The organism is Candidatus Alistipes pullistercoris (assembly GCF_027665465.1).
Taxonomy (GTDB): domain Bacteria; phylum Bacteroidota; class Bacteroidia; order Bacteroidales; family Rikenellaceae; genus Alistipes_A; species Alistipes_A hominis.
The window spans coordinates 41,737-63,501 of record NZ_JAQDED010000008.1 but is presented as its reverse complement, the minus strand read 5'-3'; the positions used below and the strand labels follow the sequence as shown (position 1 = coordinate 63,501).

Here is a 21,765-nt window from a genome sequence, read left to right as displayed (position 1 = left end):
TTACGGAACAAATGTACGCATAAGATCCGGATCGACAATGTTTTTGCTCGTTCGGAATATCTGCTTCTCCGTAATTCGACCGCAGGAGAGATTCGGCTGCGGTATGATCCGAGCGGTTTCGCGTTTTTTAAACTCCAGAACCGTGTTCTTCGCAGTACCGCAGCGAAAAATCGTACAAGGATCCGAACGCCGCGGAGGGATCGTCCGGATGTATCAGCACCGTTCGGGCTCCGATTCTCCGGCCGAACTCCATGTCGCTGCCGCTGTCGCCGACCAGTATGGTCTTCGAAAAATCGATGTCCGGAAAGTCCCTGCGGGCTTGCAGGGCCATACCGGTATTCGGCTTCCGGTTCGGGCTGTCTTCGTTCCGGTCGGCACAGTAGTAAACGGCGTCGATCCGGCCTCCGCCGGCGGCGACCGCTTCGATCATTCTCCGGTGGATCGTTCGCAGGGCCTCTTCGGTCATCACTCCTTTCCCGACGCCGCGCTGATTGGTGACGACGACGATATGCCGGAAAAGCGGACTCAGCATCCTCAGCGCTTCGATCGCTCCATCGGTAAATTCGAATTCGTCCCACGATTTGACGTAATCGTGCGGACGCAGTACGTTGATGACCCCGTCCCTATCCAGAAACAGCGTGTCGAAAGCGGTTTGCACGGTCATCGCGGAAACAGCGTTTTGAAATCCGTATCGGCTTTTTCGTAATCTTCAGGAATGCCGATGTCGATGAAATAACCGTCGCTCGCATATCCGGTGAGCAGACAATCCCGCACCCGTTGCTGCAAAATATCCGTTTCGAACGAGAACCGTTCGGACGGGAAGTCCAGCAGTCCCGATTTTTTGTCGACCAGGTAGACGCCGCCGTTGATCTGTCCGCGCGGGCAGTATTTTTTTTCGCGGAACGCGACGATCCTCCCCTGCGGATCGGTTTCGACTACGCCGTAACGCGAGAAATCGGTCATCGGTTTCAGCGCGATCGTCGCGGCGGCTCCGCTCGCCCGGTGTACGCGGGCCATTTCGTCCGTATCGACGTCGAAGAACGTGTCCCCGTTCAGGATATAGACTTCGTCTCCGTCCGTCCGGCTCAGCGCCTGCCGGACGGCTCCGCCCGTTCCCAGAGGAGTTTCCTCCAGCGAGCAGCGTATCTCAAAATCCCATTTTTCGCCGGCGAGCCACCGCTGCACCGATTCGTGCATGTAGCCGAGGGCGAGTACCACGCGCGTAAAGCGCCGGACTTCCATATATTTTAACAAATAGTACAAAAAAGGACGTCCCGCCACGGGCGCCATGCATTTGGGCAGATCGCTGACCACGCTGCGCAGGCGCGTTCCGAGGCCTCCCGCCAGTACGATTCCTTCGCGTTGTTCCATACTCATATACTCCATGTAAATAAACCGTCGTTTACGAATTGATAAGTTTTGAAAATCCCGTTGAACGGGGCGAGCGACTGCATGACCTGGTAGCGCTTGAAATCCGGGCAATAGAAGACCATGAACCCGCCGCCGCCGGCTCCGAGTACCTTGCCGCCCAGCGCGCCGGCTTCGAGCGCCGTTTCGTAGATCCGGTCGATCAGCGGGTTCGATATCGAAGAGGCCATCTTTTTTTTGTAGACGAACCCTTCGTGCAGCAACTCCCCGATCCGGTCGATCCGTCCGGTCAGCAGCGCTTCCTTCATTTCGGTCGCCTGCTCTTTGATGACATGCATCGCCCCGACGGAGTCCCTGTCGTTGTTCGTCACGTTGCGCTGCTGCTCTTCGATGATTCTGGCGGAGATCCTGCTTTGCGATGTGTAAAAAAGTAACAGATTATTCTCCAGTTCGTTAGTGCAAGCCTTGTCCACCCGGAGCGGATTGACGATCACTTTATCGTCCTTGAAAAATTCCATGTAATTGAAGCCTCCGAACGTGGCGGCGTACTGATCCTGCTTTCCGCCGGCCATCCCCAGTTCGCCCCGTTCGATCCGGTAGGCCAGACTGGCGATATCGTAACTGCCCAACGGCAGCCTGAGCCACTCTACGAATGCACCGGCAATGGCTACCGCCAGCGTCGACGACGATCCGAGTCCCGATCCGGCCGGAGCGTCCACATAGGTGCACAAGCGGAATCCCCCGTCGATCCGGTGACGGCTGCGGAAATGATTGCAGACGGCTTTCAGCAGATCCATATTTCCGTCGATCGGCAGATCCCCGTGCAGGCCGTATTCAGAGGCGAGTCCCTGATCGAGCGTCTGCAAGACGATTTTCCGTTCGGACAGCGGTTCGATGCTGGCGCGAGCATAGAGGGAGATCGTCGCGTTCAGGACGGCTCCGCCGTAAATATCCGAATAGGGACTGACATCCGTTCCTCCGCCGGCGAAGCCGATTCGTAGCGGGGCCTTGCTTCGATAAATCATGTCTGCGATTTTTGACAGGTACAAATATAACGCATTTATCGACACGACCTCCGGAATCCGGAAATCCGCTTCGGCGCGGATTTCCGGATTTCATTTTGTCCGGGAATGCGATTAGGTGCCTAAATGGCTTATTGCAAGATTTATAGATGCGGCGAAACGTGCTGCGAAACGATAAAATACGTATAAAAGTTCGATAAACAGCGTATGGTCGTTGCAGAATTCAAAAATCGTTTTTACTTTTGTGCCCGCCGGGCTGGGAAAACGGCGGCGGTTTTTCGAAACGGTTCTTATAAAACGGGCGGATACCAGAGTGGCCAAATGGGGCAGACTGTAAATCTGCTGTCTTTCGACTTCGGTGGTTCGAATCCATCTCCGCCCACACGTAATCCGGTGTATACCGGCATGATTTTGCGGAAGTAGCTCAGTCGGTAGAGCATTAGCCTTCCAAGCTAAGGGTCGCGGGTTCGAATCTCGTCTTCCGCTCTGATTTCACAGGGCCGCTCATAGAGCGGTTTTTTCGTATCCTGTTACATACGCTAATCCCGAACGACATGGTAAATATACTACGAAGAGCCTGCAGAATTGCTGTTCTTGCAATTTTCGCGGGGCAATATTCGTGTATCGACAAGCAATACGATCTGTCCGATCTGGATACGGACGATATTACGATCGGAAACGACCTGACCCTGCCGCTCGGGACGGGAGTTATTTCTGCGGGAGATATTATCAACGTCGGGGATAACGACGAGATCACGATCGACGACGCCGGAAATTACGTGGCGCGGTATTCCGGCGGGATCGACGTGGATATGCCCGGCGGAGTGGGTTTCGGGGATTCCGAATTTCCGGAATCCCGGCTCGACATTCCGCTCGTCCCGGGAAAACATCCCCACGATTATCCGGAGGATGCCGAGATCGAACTCGGCGAATCCGCCGTCGAACTCAACCTGACGACGGACGATATCGCCCGGCTCGATTCCGTTCTGTTCGATAACCGCAACGGGGCGTCGCGCCTCGGACTGGAACTTTCCGTCGACAACCTTCGGCTCGACGGCGGAGATGCCGAAATGGTGTTCCGCGCATCTTTCCCGGAAGGATACCGCCTGGCTGCCGAAACCGGGCAGGATGGCAGTTTCACCGGTTCCGAATATACTTGTACGATCCCGATGCGGGAACTGGCCGGCAGCCAGAAAACGGTACGCCTCCTGTTGCAAAAAGCGGTCGTCGGCGCGGACGACCGGATCGCGTATAACGCTTCGCTCCGGATCAAAAAGGGTTCTTCGCTGTCCGTTTCGGGGAGTCCCGGGCTCCGAATTTCAGGGGGGATCTCGTCGCCCGACTTCCGGGTGATTTACGGATTGATCGACGATAATTTTACGGCGGGACAGGTTGATATCGCGACCGAAGGACTCGACGACCTGTTCGACGGCGACGACAACGTGCTGAGCTTTGCCGATCCGCGCATCCGGCTGACGGCGCAGAGCAACATCGGGATCCCGCTACGGGCATCGTTCGCGATGACTTCGGTCAACGATCGCTCCGGCGCTACGGAGTCGGTTACGGTCGACCGCATCACGATGAATGCTCCCGGCGCTTACGGACAAACCGCCGTCAGCAACATCTGGCTCGGCGCTTCCGACCGTGACGTTCCGGCGGAATATACATTCACGGCATGTCCGGTCAACGATCTGATCCGGATCTCTCCGGACGATATAGCGATTCGTACGGAGGTACGCACGGATACCGACTTGACCGATTCGCGCGCCTGCTTCTATCCGAAAGACGCTTTCGCCCGGATCGCCTACACGGCCGAGATTCCGCTCGCTCCCGCCGCCGATTTCCGAGGACAGACCGATCAGACGGTCGACGAAGTATTCGACGCGGATCTGATCGATTACCTGTTTTCCGGCGGCTCGGCCGAAATTTACGGTCGTGTGACCAACTCCCTGCCGCTGAATTTCGATATGAACCTGATCGTTACGGATGCGGCGGACGTTCCGGTCGGAATCGATTTCGAGCCGCAAAAGGTCAAGGGCGGCGGTCTGGGAACCGACGGCGAAGTCAGCGATGTATCGTTCGTCATTACAGAAGCGGACATGCCTAAAATGAAAAATGCCCGTAACCTCCGCATCCGGCTCGAAGCTTATTGCGACGACGCGCTGGCCGGACGGCACCTGCGACCGGATCAGCAGGCCAAGCTGACGCTGAAACTTCGCAAGAGCGGAGGAATCAATATCACCACCAACGAATAAGACAACCGAAAGAGGTTATAAACTCCCGACCCGATTATGAAGAAATTCCTATTGCTCGCCTGCTTGTCGTGCGGTTTTCTGACGGCTGCGGCACAGCAACTGCGCACCGCATATTTTATGGACAAGGCTACGCTGAGAACCTCGATGAATCCGGCCTTCCGTCCGGTCCGGGGATTCGTTGCCATCCCGGCCGCGGGTTCCGTTTCGGCGATGTACGCCTCGAACGGCATGGCTCTGGGCGATCTGTTTTACCGGACAGACGGACGCCTGGTGACTTTTATGGACCCGTCGGTTCCTGCTGAATCTTTCCTGCGCAGACTTAAGACGAACAACCAGTTGAATGCCGACATAGCGACCGAGATCGTTTCGGCCGGCTGGTTTTCCGGGCACGGTTTCTGGACGATCGGTATCGGAGTCAAGGGAACCGTCAGCGGCAACGTTCCCAAATCGCTGTTCGAATTCATGAAATACGGCTCGGGGCCGGAAGGAACGACTTACGATATCAAGAAACTGCACGTATATGCCGACTTTTACGTAGACGTATCGGTCGGATACTCGCACCCGCTGAACGGTCGTTGGACGATCGGCGGAAAATATAAGTTCTTGGTCGGAGCCGGCAATGCGGACGTCTATTTCAATAATCTGCACGCCGTTATGAACGGGGACGCATGGCGGATTACTTCGGAAGGGTATATGTCCGCTTCGGTACAGGGGCTGCGCCCGAAATTCAGCACCGACAAGAACGACCGGGAATACATCGACGGGTTCGACTATCATTCGCCCGGAGCGGCCGGTTACGGAAGCGCCATCGATTTCGGAGCGACCTTTAAAGTACTGGACAATTTTACGGTTTCCGGAGCGGTGATCGATTTCGGATTCATTACGTGGAGCAAACGCTCGACGGTCAACGGCGCGGCAAAGGGCGATTTCGATTTCGACGGTTTCGACCTGCCGATCGGAGACGATCAGCCGGACAACTCGATGAGCGACCAGATGGACGACCTGACCGGCAACCTGCAAAACCTGTTTCATTTTTCGGAGACCCCTTCGCGGAGTCGCACTACATTGCTGCGCAGTACGATCAACGTGGGCGCCGAGTATTCCGTAGCGCAGAACCGGGTCGGCTTCGGCCTGCTTTCCAGCACCCGCATCTACAAGCCGAAAATCTATACCGAACTGACCGCTTCGGTCAATTATCGTCCGATCGACTGGTTCGCCGCGACGGTCAGCTATTCGTTCGTTCACAGCGCTTTCAAGACGTTCGGTTTCGCGCTTAACTTCAGCCCGTCGTGGATCAACTTCTTTGTCGGCAGCGATTATATGTTTACCAAGGTGAATCCGCAGTTCATTCCGATCAAAGCTTCCGCGGCCAATCTGTACTTCGGGCTCAGCGTTCCGCTCCGGAAAGAACGGCAATGTCGGCGGTAATCGAATTTCTTCGTACATAATTCGGGCTAAGTTTTGGTATTTTAAAAATAAATATTACTTTTGTCCCCGCAAAACCAAAGGTGCCGCACCCGAGGTTTCGATATGAAATATTGCTGTTTTAGCTCAGTGGTAGAGCACTTCCTTGGTAAGGAAGAGGTCACGAGTTCAAGTCTCGTAAACAGCTCACGGTCATAAAAAGGACGCTTTTCAGCGTCCTTTTTACGTATTCCGTTCGACGGACGATTTTAGATTCGCTTCGTTTGCGAAAGGGCGATTCGGTAACATTATTTTTCAATCGACCGTTCCAGTTTTTTCGCCGGAACCGCCCAGGCGGTCGCTACGACGACGTAGCAGCCGATCGAGACCGCGATATGGACGAAGATCGCCGCGATACTGAGTTGGTAGAGCGCTTTTTTCCTGCCGTTGTTCAGCGTCACGGCGACCGGATCAGGGCGCGTTCCCGCATCCGGAAGGCAACGGCGCTCGCAAACAGCACCCCGCCGCTAAACGCTTCCTGTCTTCCTTTTTGCATCGAGTCGTTTTCGGTACGCCTGTGCAAATTATGTTCCGTACCGGCCGAATCCGCGATCCGTTTTCGTTTTTAAAGGGCGTAAAACGAGCCGTTCCGTAAAAAGGCAGAAAGATTTCGAACGACAGTCGGCCGTGTTCGATTGTGTTATTTCGGAAAAATATCCTATATTTGATACCGGCAGCAGACCGGAGTACGTAGCGCTCCGGTACGAAAAAGAAACTATCGTGCGCGAAGCGAATGCCGACGGCGTATTCAAAGACGAGATTGATGAGCCGGACGGACTGCGCCACGGCGACGTTTTCCGTGCCGGACAAAAAGTAATAACGATATGAAGATAACGAAGATATTGTGCCTCACGGCGACGGCCGTGCTTGTTACGATGCACACCCGTGGCGAGGAGCGCGCTTTCGATCCGGTAGAATACGCCAATCCGCTGATCGGAACGCAGTCTACTTACGAACTGTCGACCGGCAATACCTATCCGGCGATCGCCAGGCCGTGGGGCATGAACTTCTGGACGCCCCAGACCGGCAAAATGGGAAACGGCTGGATTTATGTTTACACGGCCGATAAGATCCGGGGATTCAAACAGACGCACCAGCCCAGTCCGTGGATCAACGATTACGGACAGTTCTCGCTGATGCCCCTGACCGGCCGCCCCGAATTCGATGAGAACAAACGGGCAAGCTGGTTTTCGCACAAAGCCGAAACGGCCAAGCCGTACTATTATAGCGTTTATCTGGCGGATTACGACGTAACGACGGAAATCACCCCGACCGACCGGGCCGCCATGTTCCGTTTTACGTTTCCGAAAGGGGACTCGTACGTAGTCGTCGATGCTTTCGACCGGGGTTCCTTCGTGCGCGTCATTCCCGAGGAGAACAAGATCATCGGCTATACGACCCGCAACAGCGGCGGCGTTCCGAAAAATTTCAAGAACTACTTTGTTATCGTTTTCGACAAGCCTTTCACGTTCTGCAAAACGGTCGTCAACGGTTCGATGACCGATGCTTCGGAGCAAACCGGTGATCATACGGGAGCCGTCATCGGATTCGGCACCCGGCGCGGAGAGGTCGTGCATGCGCGGGTAGCCTCTTCTTTTATCAGTTTCGAGCAAGCGCAGCTGAACCTGCAGGAACTCGGCCGTAACTCGTTCGACCGGATCGTCGCGCAGGGGAAATCGGCCTGGAACGAAGCGATGAGCCGCATATACGTAGAGGGCGGCAGCGACGACCAACTGAGCACGTTCTATTCCTGCCTGTACCGGTCGCTGCTGTTTCCGCGGAAATTTTACGAGATCGACGCGCGGGGAACGGTCGTTCATTACAGTCCGTACAACGGGAAGGTGTTGCCCGGCTACCTGTACACGGATACCGGTTTTTGGGATACGTTCCGCAGCCTGTTTCCGCTGCTGAACCTGATGTATCCGTCGCAGAGCCGGGAGATGCAGGAAGGATTGCTGAACACCTACCGCGAGAGCGGTTTTTTCCCGGAGTGGGCGAGTCCCGGTCACCGCGGCTGCATGGTGGGGAACAATTCGGCTTCCGTACTAACGGACGCTTACCTCAAAGGCGTGAAGGTCGGGGATGCGGAAATGCTGTACGAAGGGTTGGTGCATGGCACGCAGGCCGTTCATCCGAAAGTGTCTTCTACCGGACGCCTCGGATACGAATATTACAACCGCCTGGGATACGTTCCCTACGATGTCAAAATCAATGAAAGCGCCGCGCGCACGCTTGAATATGCTTACGACGACTGGTGCATTTCGCGACTGGCCGCAGCATTGGGAAAGCCCCGGTCAGAAGTCGAGTTGTACGAGAAGCGGGCGATGAATTACCGGAACCTGTTCGATCCGGAGACCCGTCTGATGCGCGGCCGCAACCGCAACGGGGCGTTTATGAGCCCGTTCTCGCCGCTGAAGTGGGGCGACGCTTTCACGGAAGGGAACAGTTGGCACTATACCTGGAGCGTTTTTCACGACCCGCAGGGGTTGGTCGATCTGATGGGCGGTCCGGACGGTTTCGTGCAGATGCTGGATTCGGTATTCAACGTTCCGCCGCTGTTCGACGACAGCTATTACGGCGGAATTATCCACGAGATCCGGGAGATGCAGGTGATGAATATGGGAAACTACGCTCACGGCAATCAGCCGGTGCAGCACATGATCTACCTGTACGATTATGCCGGCCAGCCGTGGAAGGCGCAGTACTGGCTCCGCGAGGTGATGAACCGTTTGTACAACAGCCGGGCGGACGGCTACTGCGGAGACGAGGATAACGGGCAAACTTCGGCTTGGTATGTCTTTTCCGCCCTCGGTTTTTATCCGGTCTGTCCGGGTACCGACCAGTATGTAATGGGAGCGCCGTTGTTCCGCAAGGCGGTGCTCCGATTCGAAAACGGGAAGTTGTTCACGATCGAGGCGCCGGAGAACGGCCCCGGGAACCGTTACATCCGTTCCGCGTCGCTGAACGGAGAAAAATATACGAAAAATCACCTTACCCACGGCAATCTGCTGCGGGGAGGTAAATTGCAGGTGAAGATGGATCGCGTTCCGAATAAAAAGCGGGGAATCGCCCCGGAAGATTTTCCGTATTCGTTTTCGACGGAAAGGAAGCATCCGGTATCGCCCGGGCAACCGGCTGACAAATAATACAATGAGGCCGTTGACTGGCGGGAAGAGCCGTTTCGGGAAAATCGAGGATTCAGTTTAACAAAATATCGGACAATATTTATTTAATTTACAATGATCTTATAAATATAAAATAGCGGATTTTTCGAAAGATTGTGCTATTTTTATTATAGCAACAGCCCAAAAAAAGGAATTTTGCACGGAGTGTTTGAAAAAAATGTTAATTTTGTCTCGTTGCTTTCGGGCGACGAGCTTGTTTGAACACGGAAAGTGTTAGGCTTTATTCTCGTTGATAGAATCTGGTAAATTCAAAAGAATGGAGAATAAGCAAAATTCTCTCACGTCCTATACTGTTAAGTATAGCGTGGGCTGTTGCTTATTTAACATTCGCAGGTTTGCCAGAACCTTATCAGCTTGAATAAGTCTACAGGCCCACGCTTTTCTTTTGTTGCAAAAAACCGGAGGGGCGCCGGTTGTAAATCGGTTTTGCGGTTATGGAAAGATATGTCATTTTGGAAATTTATCATTTGCCGTCCGGTAATGACATGGCGAGCGCCGTTATAGTCCGGGATGACGATCGCACGCTGAAGTACAACGTACTGCTGCAGTCTAAGCCGAATCCCGGAAACGACGGAAAAAAGCCTGTTATGGTGTGCAAATTCAACAAGGCGTGCAACAGCATCGAGACCCAGTTCATTTGTCATGCCTCCGACAATTCCGAATTATCCAAATGGACTAAAAATACCGTTATAATTAACGATTTTTAAAATAGATTTATTGTAAACCCGCCCGTCAGTCGGATTCGGTCAGACGGATCTGTTGTCCGTCCATGGCGATCTTCCCCTGTTTCATCAGGTAACCGGCGCTGCGCTTGAACGTTTTTTTGCTCATCTGAGTAAGTTGCCGGATCTTTTCGGGTTTACTGTCGTCATTCACCGGCAGCGCATTTCCGTTTTTACGCAGGATCTCCAACAGCCGCTCGGCCGATTTTTTAACTTCGTCGTACCCCTGGCCCTGCAAGGCGAGGTCAACCCGATTGTCGTCGGTAATGCGAACGATGTAAGCTTTCATTCGATCGCCGACCGCTACGGGCTGGAAAATCTGGTTGCGGTAGATCATACCCCAATGCCGGTCGTTGATCACGACGCGGAATCCGATCGGAGTCTCGGTGGCTATCAGGATATCGACTTCCTCGCGCGGGGATACCGTCAGCTCGACGTTGTTGATAAATCCTTTCAGGTAAGTCGTCGCAACGACGCGTCCGGTAATGTTGTCCGTATAGAGGTAGACCGGATACTTTTTCCCGATATCCAGGCGCGACGACTGATTCCGGTTGGGCAGGAACAGGTCTTTGGCCGGGAGCCCCCAGTCCAGAAATGCTCCGTGAACCGTTTTATCGACCACTTTCAGGCAGGCCGTCTGGCCGACCGTCGCCAGCGGGCGTTCGGTCGTAGCCACCAACCGGTCTTCCGAATCGTGGTAAACGAAAACTTCCAGCGAAATCCCGGGTTTGTAATCGACGGATACGTAACGATTCGGCAACAGCACTTCGTTCCCGTCTTCGTCCGCGAGATAGAGTCCGTAGTCCGAAATCCGATTGACTTTGAGCGTATAATAATGACCTGCTACCAACATGATGGAAATTATTTTTCGTAAAAATAAGTTATTTCCGGCACATATCATCTTTTTTAGCTCAATAAACTTGCCGGCGTTACCGTTAAATCGGGATTGCGCGGCTTCGCCGGGGCTTCCGGTAGCGAATATTTTCGTATCTTTGTACATTAATCAGAAATCGAACACCTATGAAATACGTTATCTGTACGCTCCTGCTGACGGTTTCCGTCGCGGCTTGCGCCCAACCTCCGCTGATGCCTGCGACGACCGATCCGTGCGCTCCGGTCGTCGTTCCGTCGCTTCCCCGCGAATTGAATTTTGCCGGCGAGCCGGTGCCGCTCGGAAATTACGATACCCGTGAGAGCCTGCTGCGCGAAGTGCTGACGACGATGTACCTGCACTCGCGGACGACGCAAACGCTGCTGGCGACGACGCGCTACTTTCCGGTGATCGAACCGATCCTGAAAAAATACGGTATCCCGGACGATTTCAAATACCTCTGCATGGCCGAAAGCGGACTGGATCCGGATGTCCGTTCCGGAGCCGGGGCCGCCGGACTGTGGCAATTGATGCCTCCTTATGCCAAATCGGCCGGACTGTTCATGTCCGGCGGCGTCGACGAACGTTACCATATCGAACGGGCGACCGAAGCCGCCTGCAAGTATTTGGCGGATGCGAAAGCCCGTCTCGGCAGTTGGACGCTGGCGGCGGCATCGTTCAACGCGGGGATAGCCGGCGTCTCCAGGCGTCTCGAAAAACAGGGCGTGAATTCCTATTACGACCTGTTTCTGCCCGACGAGACCATGCGGTATGTTTTCCGGGTACTCGCTTTCAAACTGATCGCTTCCGACCCGGAAACCTACGGATACCGGATCGCACGGGAGGACTATTATCAACCGTTGACCGATTACCACGAGGTCACCGTGGACAATGCGGCCATCGACTGGTCCGCCGTAGCGCGCAGCAACGGGACGACCTACAAGATGTTGCGGGAACTGAACCACTGGATACGCGATTACGATTACGATAATAAAGCGCGCCGCAGTTTCGTTATCAAGGTGCCCAACGGAGGATTCCGTACCGACGATTAATCCGGACGCGGGGCGTGAAGAAAATACAATGTCTGAGAACAATACGATAAAAATATACGGAGCGCGGGTACACAACCTGAAAAACGTGGATGTGGAGATTCCCCGCGATTCGCTGACCGTCATAACGGGGCTTTCGGGCTCAGGGAAATCGTCGCTGGCTTTCGATACGATCTATGCCGAAGGACAGCGCCGCTATCTGGAAACGCTGTCGACCTATGCGCGGCAGTTCGTCGGAACGATGGAGCGTCCCGATGTGGACAAGATCACCGGGCTGAGTCCCGTGATCTCCATCGAGCAAAAGACTACGAACAAAAATCCGCGTTCGACGGTCGGAACGGTAACCGAAATCAACGACTTCCTACGGCTGCTGTTCGCCCGCGCGTCGGATGCCTATTCTCCGGTAACGGGCGAAAAGATGGTACACCATACCGACGATCAGATCGGCAATCTGATCCTTCGGAACTTCGACGGTCGGAAAATCGCCTTGTTGACTCCGCTGGTGCGCGGTCGCAAAGGACATTACCGGGAATTGTTCGAAGGATTGGCTAAAAAAGGCTATCTGTATGCCCGGGTCGACGGCGAAATCCGAGAAATTTTCGCGGGGTTGCGACTCGATCGTTATAAGATCCACTACGTTGAACTGGTCGTCGACCGGCTCGTCGTGAAACCGGATGTCCGCAGCCGTTTGCTGAAAAGCTTGCAGGAGGCGATGCGGCAAGGGAAGGGCACGATGATGGTGTACGATTACGACGACGACAACGTCCGGTTTTACAGCCGGCACCTGATGTGCCCCACCAGCGGAATCGCGTTCAACGAGCCGGCTCCGCACTCTTTTTCGTTCAATTCGCCGCAAGGGGCCTGCCCGCACTGCAACGGGCTGGGCGAAGAGGCCGTGTTCGATATGGAGCGGATCGTTCCCGACGGCGGCAAATCGATCCGCGACGGCGGGGTCGAACCGTTGGGGCGCTACCGCAACAACCTGCTTTTCGCCGAATTGGAAGCCCTGGGACGGAAATACGACTTTACGATCGACGATCCGATCGAATCGCTGAACGAGGAGGCGTTGAATGCCGTGTTGTACGGAGACAGCGAACCGTTGCGAATCGATGCGCGCGAATTGGGCGGTACGGGCAATTACATGGTTTCGTGGGAAGGCGTAGCGGATTATATAGAGAAGCAGCGCGACGATTCTGCGTCCAGCAAAGGGGACAAATGGAAGGAACAATTCGTCGTCCGGCGCGTATGCAGCGTCTGCGGAGGCAGCCGGCTACGCAAGGAAGCGCTCTATTTCAAAATCGACGGAAAAAACATCGCCGAATTGTCGGCGCTCAGTATCGAGGAATTCGCCCTCTGGATGGAAGGCATCGAAAAACGCCTTTCGAAAAAACAGGAGCAGATCGCACACGAAATTCTGAAAGAGATCCGCGAACGACTTCGTTTTCTGCTGGACGTCGGACTGGGCTACCTGTCGCTGAACCGCAGCTCGCGTTCGCTGTCCGGCGGGGAGAGCCAGCGGATCCGGCTGGCGACTCAGATCGGGTCGAAACTGGTCAACGTGCTTTATATCCTCGACGAACCGAGCATCGGATTGCATCAGCGCGACAATATCAAACTGATCAACAGTCTGAAGGCATTGCGCGACGCGGGGAATTCGGTAATTGTCGTGGAACACGACGAAGACATGATCCGCAATGCCGACTGGGTCGTGGACGTAGGGCCGCGAGCCGGTGTCCGCGGCGGAGAGGTCGTGGTATCCGGAACGTTGCAACAGGTTATGGAGTCCGGCGGAATCACGGCCGATTACCTGACCGGCCGCCGGCGGATCGAACTGCCCGAAAAACGCCGCACGGGGAATGGAAAACACATCGTGGTACACGGGGCGAGGGGAAATAACCTGAAAAATATAACCGTCGATTTTCCGCTCGGCGAGATGATCTGCGTGACGGGGGTCAGCGGCAGCGGCAAATCCTCGCTGGTAAACGCCACGCTGCGGTATGCCATTGCCCGTGAACTCTACAACTCCTATGAACAGCCGCTCGAACACGACCGGATCGAGGGTATTGAGCACATCGACAAACTGATCGTCGTCGACCAATCGCCGATCGGGCGGACGCCGCGCAGCAATCCGGCGACCTATTCGAACGTCTTCGGCGATATCCGCAAATTGTTCGAATCGACTCCCGACGCCCAGATCCGCGGATTCAAAGCCGGACGTTTCTCGTTCAACGTGAAAGGGGGCCGTTGCGAAGCCTGCCGAGGAGCCGGCGTACAAACGATCGAGATGAATTTTCTGCCCGACGTCTACGTCAAGTGCAACGTCTGCGGCGGACACCGCTACAACCGCGAGACGCTCGAAGTAAAATATAAAGGGAAGAACATCGACGACGTGCTGAACATGACGATCAACCAGGCGGCCGCATTTTTCGAAGCGATCCCGTCGATTCACATGAAACTGAAAGCAATCCAGGACGTGGGCCTCGGATACCTGCGGCTCGGCCAGCCCTGTACGACGCTGTCCGGCGGCGAAAGCCAGCGGATCAAGCTGTCGACCGAACTGGCCAAACGCGATACCGGCCGGACGCTCTACATTCTGGACGAGCCGACTACCGGGCTTCATTTCGAAGATGTGCGCGTATTGCTGGACGTACTGAACAAGCTGGTAGACAAAGGGAACACCGTGATTGTGATCGAACATAACCTGGATGTGGTCAAGGTCTCGGACTACCTGATCGACATCGGCCAGGAGGGCGGTTCCGGAGGCGGGCGCCTGATCGCAACCGGAACGCCGGAACAGGTCGCCTCCGTTAAGAAAAGCTATACGGGACAATTCCTGAAACCGTTATTGAAACGTTAACCTTCTGTCGCTGTTGCGGACAATGCGATTCGCGGCTGTCCGCGATCCTATTCTCATTGTTGAAAACAAGTTGACAAACTATAAACAAAAGAGCGCTTTATGTTTATAAGCGCTCTTTTGTTGTTTGTAGTTTTATCGAAATCGGTCGACAGAATGTTTACAACCTGTCGATAACTACCGTCCGTCATTTGAACGGAGAGTCCGGCTCTTTGGCCATGTGGTTGTAATAGAGCTTATCCAGCAATCCGGGCGCAAATTTTTTAATCAACATCGTAGCCCTTCCGTTGAATTCCATCAACAGGGTGCGTTTGCGACGGCTGATTCCCCGAACGATCCGGTGCGCGACTTCGGCCGCGCTCATCATCTTCTCTTCCTCGCGCGGAGATTCGCCCTGAGCCGATCCGTCGGCCGTCAATGCCGAGAAGCGGACATTCGACGCCGTGAAGCCGGGGGCCGCGATCATTACGTGCACGCCTTTTTTCAGGTTTTCAATACGGATAGTCTCCATAAATCCCGTCATCGCGTATTTCGAAGCCGAATAGCCCGTGCGTCCCGGCAAACCGTGGATACCGGCCACCGACGATACGCCGACGATCGATCCCTTCGAGGCTTGCAGATAGGGTAGGGCATATTTGGTGCAGTAAACGGCTCCCCAAAAATTGACGTCCATCAGCTGACGAAGTACATCCAGGTCGACGTCGTCGAACAACGCGCGCATCGAGATCCCCGCATTACAGATCAAAATGTCGATCCGGCCGAATCGTTCGACCGTCCGTTCGATCAGCCGTCTGCAATCCGCTTCCCGGGTCACGTCGGTCGCCTCATAAACGGCTTCTGTTCCGCGCGTCTCCAAATCTTCGGCGATCCGGGCCAACTTCCCTTCCGATCTCGCTCCGAGCGCGATTTTTGCGCCGTGCGAAGCGAATTCATAAACCAGCGCATATCCGATTCCGGACGACGCCCCGGTAATAATTACTACTTTATCTTTAAAATTCATCGTATTAATCTATTTTACATAAACAAATTCTTTATATAAAAAAATGCCGTTTGCAATCTACACCTGAAGCAGTCCGAACGAGCGCAATATATCCCACTTTTTCGACAGGTAGAATGCGACGAACGATTCGTCGCTATACGTACCGAAAAGTTTGGAGGCCTGTCCGAACGTAACGGTCTGCGACAGATCTGCAGCAAGCGACATGATTCGCAACAGAAAAGCGGTCTCGTGCGGTTTGAACCGGACGACTTTGGCACCGGAGGCTCCGTACAGCGCAATCCCTTCTTCGCTGCGTTCCGGCGGCAGGCCGATCCAGATTATCCGCGCTTTTTCGTTGTATAGTCTGGCGGCGTCGGGTTTAATCAGTTGGTCGGCGACCAGGGTCGCGTCCACCGTCGCGGGAGGCACTTTCCCGGCAAACCATTTGTGCACCGGCCGGTCGATGCCGCTGCCGTACATGTAATTCGCCAACGCTTCATTCAGCGCTTCTCCTACCTGGCGGATGTTGTATCCCCGGTTTTCGACGAACGCCACTTCGTTATTGGCAAACAGATGCACATGGGCGTTGCGCCGTTTGACTCCGTACTCTTCGGGATTCCGCCCGCTCGGGCTGTGGACGGTCATCGCATAACGGTGCCAGAATGCCGAATGCACCAGTTCGGCGCGAAACAACTGCCGCACGACTTCCAGCGAATCGACGCTTTCCTGCAGTGTCTCGGTCGGGAAACCGTACATCAGGTACGTGTGCACCAGGATTCCTGCGTCGCATAAATTCCGCATGGCAAGGGTCGCCTGTTCGATATCGACGCCTTTGTTCATCATCTTCAGCAAACGGTTCGAAGCGACCTCCAGGCCGCCCGACACCGCGATGCAACCCGCTGAGGCCATCAGTTGGCACAGATCGCCGGTAAAACTCTTCTCGAAGCGCACGTTCGTCCACCAGACGACGTTCAGCCGCCTGCGCAGGATTTCGATCGAAATCTCTTTCAGCAACCGGGGCGGGGCGGCTTCGTCGACGAAATGGAAACCGCGACTGCCCGTCTGAGCGATTACCTGCTCCATCCAGTCCACGAAACATTCGGCCGGAACGCTGTCGTACCGGCGGATATAATCGAGCGAAGTATCGCAGAACGCACATTTCCCCCAATAACAACCGTGCGCGATCATCATTTTGTTCCAGCGGCCGTCGCTCCACAGACGATGCATCGGATTGGTCACCTCCAACAGCGACAGGTAACGGTCGTGCGGCAGGTCGGCAAAATCGGGACAACCGCGTTGCAGGTGCGTAATCGTTTCGTCTCCGTCGTGATACCCTTCTCTCGTATAAGTATGCAACAGCTCTCCGGAAACGAGGATTCTTTCGAGCGCCGCTTCCCCGTCGTCCAGAATCACATAATCGACGTAGTCGAAAATCTTTTTGTCGCTCATACTGCGCAGTTCGGTCGTCGGATATCCTCCGCCGACGATAATCCGGATCCCGGGATAGCGGTTGCGGATAAATTGGGCGCAGCGCAACGTGGCGAGCAGGCAACCTGGAAACGGCACCGTGAATCCGACGAAAGACGGTCGCAGGACTTCGATCCTCTCGCCTAATAATTCGTTCATCCGTTCTTCGATCGGATTCGGCGGAAGCGCCAGTTCGGCCTCCAATTGCGCGAACGATTCGATTGCCAGCGAAATCCGTTCGCCGTAACGGACGATCTCAAAATTTCCGGTAACCGTCGCGCGGATGAAGTCGCTGATATCCTGCATGTAAAGCGTACAAAGAAACCGGGCGCATTCGGTCGTGCCGAGCGTTCCGAAATAATCGCCGAGGTCCTCGACGGCCCCAAACCGGGCGGCTTGCGGCAGATACTCTCCGGTACAGATCCGGGTGGCCAGCGTGCCGTCCTTTCCCCGCAGAAAATCCGTTACGGCGTCCACGGTCGCCGTGTAGCGCTCCCGCATCCGGTAAATCAGCCGAATATTTTCGTCCTCGCTGCCGGGATAACGATCGAAAAGCCGTTGCAGGAATTCTTTCGTGAAGATCGCGCCGATCAGTTCGATCGACAGGTCGAACTGATCGACCGGGAAACCTTTCCGTTCCAGGTATCCTTTCAGGTAAGCCGTTGCCGGATAGGGACAGTTGACCTGGGTAAACGGCGGCGTAATCAATAACAGTCTTTCCATGCGGTTAATCGGGTATCTCGACCGTCAGTCCGTCGTAGGCGAAATGCACCCCTTCCGGCAATGCCCTTTCCTCGGTCGCATGACGGCCCATTTGGTGGGAAATATGGGTCAGGTAGGCGGCACGGGGCGACACCCGATAACAGATATGCAACGCTTCGTCCAGCGTGAAATGCGACAGGTGATGTTCTTTTCGCAGGGCGTTGATAACCAGCGTATCCACTCCTTCGATCTTTTTGAGCTCGCGGTCGTCGATGCGGTTCATGTCGGTCAGGTAGGCGAGCCGGCCGATCCGGAATCCGAAAACGGGCAACTTATAATGTATGCCGCGGATCGGAACGATTTCGGCGTCGCCGATCCGAAACGGAGCGTCCGGCAGAATCGTATGCAGCCGGATCTCGGGAACCCCCGGGTAGGGATTTTCGGAAAACGCATAGTCGAAATCCTGTTTCACCCGCCGTTGCACCCGCTCTTCGGCATAAATATCGACTGGCTTGCCGGTAACGTAATTGAAAGCGCGCACGTCGTCCAGCCCGGCTATATGATCTTTGTGTTCGTGTGTCAGCAGGATGCCGTCGAGCTTACCGACCGATTCGCGGAGCATCTGCTGCCGGAAATCCGGCCCAGCATCGATTAGCAGGGTAGTCCGGCCGGTTTCCACGAGGGCCGATGTTCTCAACCGTTTGTCGCGGCTGTCGTCGGAACGGCAGACCCAGCAGCCGCACGAAATAACCGGCACGCCCTGAGAAGTCCCCGTTCCTAAAAAAGTAAGTCTGATCATAAATCGTCTCGCAAATTTAACTTCAAAGATAGCAAAAAATTATCCCCGTCGAACGGGCGGCCGGCAAAACGGAAAAAGGCGCGGAGAATTTCCGTGCCTTTCCGATCGGTTTACAGTGACCGCATCCTTATTCGCGCTTCCTGCGGAGGAATTCCTGCATCGCCCTGCGCGAATTGTTCTCGCCCTCTCCGGATTGAACGTGTCCCAGAGGCAACTGCTGAATATGCCTGTCGCACGGCAGTTGGTTGAACATCGCATAAACCGTCGTCGGCGGACACACCGAATCGATCATGCCTACCGTCACGTACGTGGGAACCTTTACGTGACGAGCGAAGTTGACAAGGTCGTAATAGCGCGCCGCTTCCAGTCGTTTCGGATCGGGTTTCCCGTTCGGAGTATTCGTAACCAGCTTCGGCCAGCAACTGACCCGGCCGACCAGCATACCGGTATGGTCGCACATCCCCGGAATTTCAGAACAAACCAGGTCTACCCGGGGATCGAGGGCTCCGGCGATGATCGCCTGCGCTCCGCCCTGGCTGCAACCCTGCACGATCAGGTTCTCGCCGTCCCACTGCGGTTGGACGGTGATTACGTCGATGGCTCGCAGCAGACGCATGATCATTTCGTGGAAAAACATCGTATTGCGGTCGTCGCGTCCGAACAAAAAATAGTTATGCAATTCGCCGTCTTCCAATTGGCGGTAATAGGAGTCCGGCCGACCGTTCGGCAGCCCGTGCACGTTAAAGTCGAGGACGCACAACCCGTCCTTAGCCCAGTAGGCCGCCCAGTACAGCCGCGAGCTTTTCACTCCGGCCCCGTTCAGCGTGACCAGCGCGGGCAGGGATTTGTCCGCAGCCCCTTTCGGGTAAGCATAGCAGGCGGAAAAGTTTCCGGCCTGGCAGTCGGCCTGAATGTCGAACATTTCGACCGACGGATCCTCCGGATACGGCACCCGGGTCACCCGGATGTTCATCGGTATTTTGGCTTGCTTCTTTATCTCGCGTTTCCAATAGCTCATAAAATCCTTAGGCTCCGGCATACTGGGCGCGATCTGCTCCGGATCGACGGCCGCGCCGGCCATCGCATGCAGTTCGGTTCCCTGAGGCGTCGCGTAACGCGCCATGCACTGGAAAAAACCGGGTTCATGCAATACGTTGCCGCCCAGCACCGCTTTCCCGTCCCGCATCGCCACTTGTCCCTCGGTTTTCGGATCCCAGGTGTCTTTGGTGACGCACCACGCCACCCGGTCGCCGCTAACGGGAGCGCCGTCCTTTTCGAGCGTGACGATGAAACGGATCTCATCCCCCCGGGCATACAAGGCATCCGGGCGGTCGGTGACAACAATCAGCCGGTAACCGTCCGCCTCGTTCAGTTCCCATTGCGCGCAAAGCGGCGCTGTCGGCAGAATGCCGAGCAGCAGCGACAAATACTTTGTCATTTTCATGAGTTCGTAGCTTTATGGTTATTCGGAAGTTTAAACTCTATTGTTTGGTGATCCGGTTCAGCCATTTCAGCATCGAGAACATCACGATCATCGAGATCAGGCAAACGACCACGAACATTCCCCAGGTGAGCCAGATCGGGATCGTCTGGTAAAGAACGGCCCCGATAAACAGCAGTTGATTGCCTATGGCCGTGGCACCGAGCCACCCGCCCTGCATCAATCCCTGGTATTGCGGCGGAGCCACCTTCGACACGAACGATATGCCGAGCGGACTGATGAATAGTTCGGCGATCGTCAGTATCAGGTAAGTGCCGATCAGCAGAAACGGGGTGACGCTTTCCGAATCGGGCAGTCCTCCCATCGCTTCGACCTCGGCCGCCGACGGAAGATTCAGCGAGCCGAGCATCATGACCAGGTAGGCCGTTGCGGCGATTCCCATCCCGATGGCGATCTTAGCCGGCGTGGACGGTTCCCGGCCGTTGGCCCGCATCCATCCGAAAAACGCCAGCACCGCAGGCGTCAGAAATACGACGAAAAACGGATTCATCGACTGAAATATCTCTGCGGAAAGATCGAGCGAACCGATTTTCAGCAGCGTGTAATCTTTTGCGAAAAAAGTAAGCGTCAGCCCGTTCTGGTGAAAAGAGAACCAGAAGAAAATAACGACCGCATAAACGGCGATCAAAGCCCATATCCGTTTTTTCACTTCGGCGGCGGCCATACGCACCGTATGCGGGTCGGAAGTCGCTCCGGAAGCGGTCAATTTGCGGGGGTCGGGCAGCTTCCGTTTGTTGGCCAGGTAAATGACCAGCGAAATCAACATGGCGAAAATAGCGATCCCGAAAGCAAAATGGAATCCGGTGGCGAAAGCGCCCAGATACCCGTCGGCAAATGCGGTCATGTCGGTCGGAGCGCCGTTTTTGCTGACCGTTGCGGCGAGCTCCTGAAACCGCGCCGTAGCTTCCGGCGAAAGCGAGTTTCTCAGGAAACCGTGGCACAACTCCGGCAGATCCGGGTCGTACAGGAATCCCTGCGAGGACAACCAGCCGTTTCTCATGCCCACGGCGGCGAGCGGCGCGAAAATAGCTCCGACGTTGATAAACATGTAGAACAGCGAAAACCCCGAATCCCGCATTTTTTCGTATTTCTCGTTATCGTACATCTGTCCTACCAGAGCCTGTAAGTTGCCTTTGAACAGACCGTTGCCGAAGGCGATCGTAAACAGGCCGACACAGGTGACGGTCAGGAACAACGGTACGTTCCGGACCGGAGTCGGCGTAGGGACGGCGATCAGCAGGTATCCCAGCGCCATAACGATCAGCCCGACCAGAATGGTTCCCTTGTAATTCCGGGTCTTATCGGCGATCAGCCCGCCGACGAAGGCGAGAATGTAGATCGAAAAATAGAATACCGAGTAGATCAGTCCGGCATTGGTTTTGTCGAGTCCGAATTTGGACATCAAAAACAGCGTGAGGATCGCCATCATGGTATAAAATCCGAAGCGCTCGCCCATATTGGCCAGCGCAGCGGGAAGCAATCCCTTAGGGTGGTTTTTAAACATAATACATCAGTGGTTTAGGTTGG

General features: G+C 55.1%; 16 protein-coding genes and 3 tRNA genes. 9 read left to right on the top strand and 10 right to left on the bottom strand.

Translation table 11 applies throughout. The annotated features are described in order from the left end of the window. Positions 1-127: 127 nt before the first annotated feature. From PGR91_RS10945 to PGR91_RS10935, 3 genes are read right to left on the bottom strand one after another with little or no spacing between them, the layout of a single operon-like run. A complete protein-coding gene (locus PGR91_RS10945; RefSeq protein WP_118656886.1) occupies positions 128-664 on the bottom strand; it encodes a D-glycero-alpha-D-manno-heptose-1,7-bisphosphate 7-phosphatase in 537 nt (178 codons plus the stop codon). Next, on the bottom strand, positions 661-1,386 hold the full coding sequence (locus PGR91_RS10940) for a nucleotidyltransferase family protein (protein WP_259336736.1): 726 nt from the start codon (positions 1,384-1,386) through the stop codon (positions 661-663). The genes PGR91_RS10945 and PGR91_RS10940 overlap by 4 nt, the downstream gene beginning before the upstream one ends. Beyond that, positions 1,374-2,393 (bottom strand): dehydrogenase, encoded by a 1,020-nt coding sequence (locus PGR91_RS10935; protein ID WP_101573249.1) that lies wholly within the window; start codon positions 2,391-2,393, stop codon positions 1,374-1,376. The genes PGR91_RS10940 and PGR91_RS10935 overlap by 13 nt, the downstream gene beginning before the upstream one ends. 296 nt (positions 2,394-2,689) lie before the next feature. On the opposite strand from PGR91_RS10935, the gene PGR91_RS10930 reads away from it, so the two are divergent. The 5 genes from PGR91_RS10930 to PGR91_RS10910 all read left to right on the top strand — a co-directional run bounded on the left by PGR91_RS10930 (position 2,690) and on the right by PGR91_RS10910 (position 6,257). Then, positions 2,690-2,772 (top strand) — tRNA-Tyr (locus PGR91_RS10930). Between the two features lie 31 nt (positions 2,773-2,803). Next, a tRNA-Gly gene (locus tag PGR91_RS10925) sits at positions 2,804-2,876 on the top strand. Positions 2,877-2,944: 68 nt separating this feature from the next. Beyond that, positions 2,945-4,645, top strand: a complete 1,701-nt coding sequence (locus tag PGR91_RS10920; protein ID WP_118656882.1) for a DUF4621 domain-containing protein — start codon at positions 2,945-2,947, stop codon at positions 4,643-4,645. A 36-nt stretch (positions 4,646-4,681) separates the two neighbouring features. Then, the gene (locus tag PGR91_RS10915; RefSeq protein ID WP_257937104.1) at positions 4,682-6,073 is read left to right on the top strand and encodes a DUF5723 family protein; all 1,392 of its coding nucleotides are present in this window, start codon (positions 4,682-4,684) and stop codon (positions 6,071-6,073) included. Between the two features lie 112 nt (positions 6,074-6,185). Then, a tRNA-Thr gene (locus tag PGR91_RS10910) sits at positions 6,186-6,257 on the top strand. Between the two features lie 100 nt (positions 6,258-6,357). Here PGR91_RS10910 and PGR91_RS10905 read toward each other — a convergent pair. Continuing rightward, a complete protein-coding gene (locus PGR91_RS10905) occupies positions 6,358-6,510 on the bottom strand; it encodes a hypothetical protein (RefSeq protein ID WP_180951570.1) in 153 nt (50 codons plus the stop codon). A gap of 474 nt (positions 6,511-6,984) precedes the next feature. Here PGR91_RS10905 and PGR91_RS10900 point away from each other — a divergent pair, with 474 nt between their 5' ends. Beyond that, positions 6,985-9,255 (top strand): GH92 family glycosyl hydrolase, encoded by a 2,271-nt coding sequence (locus PGR91_RS10900; RefSeq protein WP_259336737.1) that lies wholly within the window; start codon positions 6,985-6,987, stop codon positions 9,253-9,255. A 473-nt stretch (positions 9,256-9,728) separates the two neighbouring features. Beyond that, on the top strand, positions 9,729-10,001 hold the full coding sequence (locus PGR91_RS10895; RefSeq protein ID WP_101573241.1) for a hypothetical protein: 273 nt from the start codon (positions 9,729-9,731) through the stop codon (positions 9,999-10,001). A 25-nt stretch (positions 10,002-10,026) separates the two neighbouring features. Here the strand turns inward: PGR91_RS10895 and PGR91_RS10890 are convergent, their stop codons facing one another. Continuing rightward, entirely contained in the window at positions 10,027-10,869 is an 843-nt protein-coding gene (locus tag PGR91_RS10890; RefSeq protein ID WP_118457262.1) for a S1 RNA-binding domain-containing protein, read from the bottom strand. Between the two features lie 167 nt (positions 10,870-11,036). On the opposite strand from PGR91_RS10890, the gene PGR91_RS10885 reads away from it, so the two are divergent. Continuing rightward, positions 11,037-11,939 carry a lytic transglycosylase domain-containing protein gene (locus PGR91_RS10885; protein WP_101573237.1) on the top strand — a complete coding sequence of 301 codons (903 nt, stop codon included), beginning with the start codon at positions 11,037-11,039 and terminating at the stop codon, positions 11,937-11,939. A 28-nt stretch (positions 11,940-11,967) separates the two neighbouring features. Further along, positions 11,968-14,793 (top strand): excinuclease ABC subunit UvrA, encoded by a 2,826-nt coding sequence (uvrA, locus tag PGR91_RS10880; protein ID WP_118656878.1) that lies wholly within the window; start codon positions 11,968-11,970, stop codon positions 14,791-14,793. A 184-nt stretch (positions 14,794-14,977) separates the two neighbouring features. Here the strand turns inward: uvrA and PGR91_RS10875 are convergent, their stop codons facing one another. The 5 genes from PGR91_RS10875 to PGR91_RS10855 form a co-directional block, all read right to left on the bottom strand. Beyond that, complete coding sequence (locus tag PGR91_RS10875) at positions 14,978-15,790, bottom strand: SDR family oxidoreductase (RefSeq protein WP_118656876.1); 813 nt, start codon at positions 15,788-15,790, stop codon at positions 14,978-14,980. Between the two features lie 57 nt (positions 15,791-15,847). Beyond that, a complete protein-coding gene (locus PGR91_RS10870) occupies positions 15,848-17,959 on the bottom strand; it encodes a B12-binding domain-containing radical SAM protein (RefSeq protein ID WP_118656874.1) in 2,112 nt (703 codons plus the stop codon). A 4-nt stretch (positions 17,960-17,963) separates the two neighbouring features. Then, positions 17,964-18,737: an MBL fold metallo-hydrolase gene (locus PGR91_RS10865; RefSeq protein WP_153498401.1), complete on the bottom strand. Its 774-nt coding sequence runs from the start codon at positions 18,735-18,737 to the stop codon at positions 17,964-17,966. Positions 18,738-18,864: 127 nt separating this feature from the next. Next, positions 18,865-20,175: an acetylxylan esterase gene (locus PGR91_RS10860; protein ID WP_180951569.1), complete on the bottom strand. Its 1,311-nt coding sequence runs from the start codon at positions 20,173-20,175 to the stop codon at positions 18,865-18,867. Positions 20,176-20,218: 43 nt separating this feature from the next. Beyond that, positions 20,219-21,742 (bottom strand): peptide MFS transporter, encoded by a 1,524-nt coding sequence (locus tag PGR91_RS10855; protein WP_055206335.1) that lies wholly within the window; start codon positions 21,740-21,742, stop codon positions 20,219-20,221. Positions 21,743-21,765 lie beyond the last annotated feature (23 nt).

Bases quoted from the DNA above. Each gene is read 5' to 3' on its own strand.
- PGR91_RS10940 (WP_259336736.1), bottom strand. From the start codon at position 1,386: ATGGAGTATATGAGTATGGAACAACGCGAAGGAATCGTACTGGCGGGA.
- PGR91_RS10860 (WP_180951569.1), bottom strand. From the start codon at position 20,175: ATGACAAAGTATTTGTCGCTGCTGCTCGGCATTCTGCCGACAGCGCCG.
- PGR91_RS10855 (WP_055206335.1), bottom strand. From the start codon at position 21,742: ATGTTTAAAAACCACCCTAAGGGATTGCTTCCCGCTGCGCTGGCCAAT.
- PGR91_RS10935 (WP_101573249.1), bottom strand. From the start codon at position 2,393: ATGATTTATCGAAGCAAGGCCCCGCTACGAATCGGCTTCGCCGGCGGA.
- PGR91_RS10875 (WP_118656876.1), bottom strand. From the start codon at position 15,790: ATGAATTTTAAAGATAAAGTAGTAATTATTACCGGGGCGTCGTCCGGA.
- PGR91_RS10915 (WP_257937104.1), top strand. From the start codon at position 4,682: ATGAAGAAATTCCTATTGCTCGCCTGCTTGTCGTGCGGTTTTCTGACG.
- PGR91_RS10865 (WP_153498401.1), bottom strand. From the start codon at position 18,737: ATGATCAGACTTACTTTTTTAGGAACGGGGACTTCTCAGGGCGTGCCG.
- PGR91_RS10890 (WP_118457262.1), bottom strand. From the start codon at position 10,869: ATGTTGGTAGCAGGTCATTATTATACGCTCAAAGTCAATCGGATTTCG.
- uvrA (WP_118656878.1), top strand. From the start codon at position 11,968: ATGTCTGAGAACAATACGATAAAAATATACGGAGCGCGGGTACACAAC.
- PGR91_RS10870 (WP_118656874.1), bottom strand. From the start codon at position 17,959: ATGGAAAGACTGTTATTGATTACGCCGCCGTTTACCCAGGTCAACTGT.
- PGR91_RS10945 (WP_118656886.1), bottom strand. From the start codon at position 664: ATGACCGTGCAAACCGCTTTCGACACGCTGTTTCTGGATAGGGACGGG.
- PGR91_RS10895 (WP_101573241.1), top strand. From the start codon at position 9,729: ATGGAAAGATATGTCATTTTGGAAATTTATCATTTGCCGTCCGGTAAT.
- PGR91_RS10920 (WP_118656882.1), top strand. From the start codon at position 2,945: ATGGTAAATATACTACGAAGAGCCTGCAGAATTGCTGTTCTTGCAATT.
- PGR91_RS10900 (WP_259336737.1), top strand. From the start codon at position 6,985: ATGCACACCCGTGGCGAGGAGCGCGCTTTCGATCCGGTAGAATACGCC.
- PGR91_RS10885 (WP_101573237.1), top strand. From the start codon at position 11,037: ATGAAATACGTTATCTGTACGCTCCTGCTGACGGTTTCCGTCGCGGCT.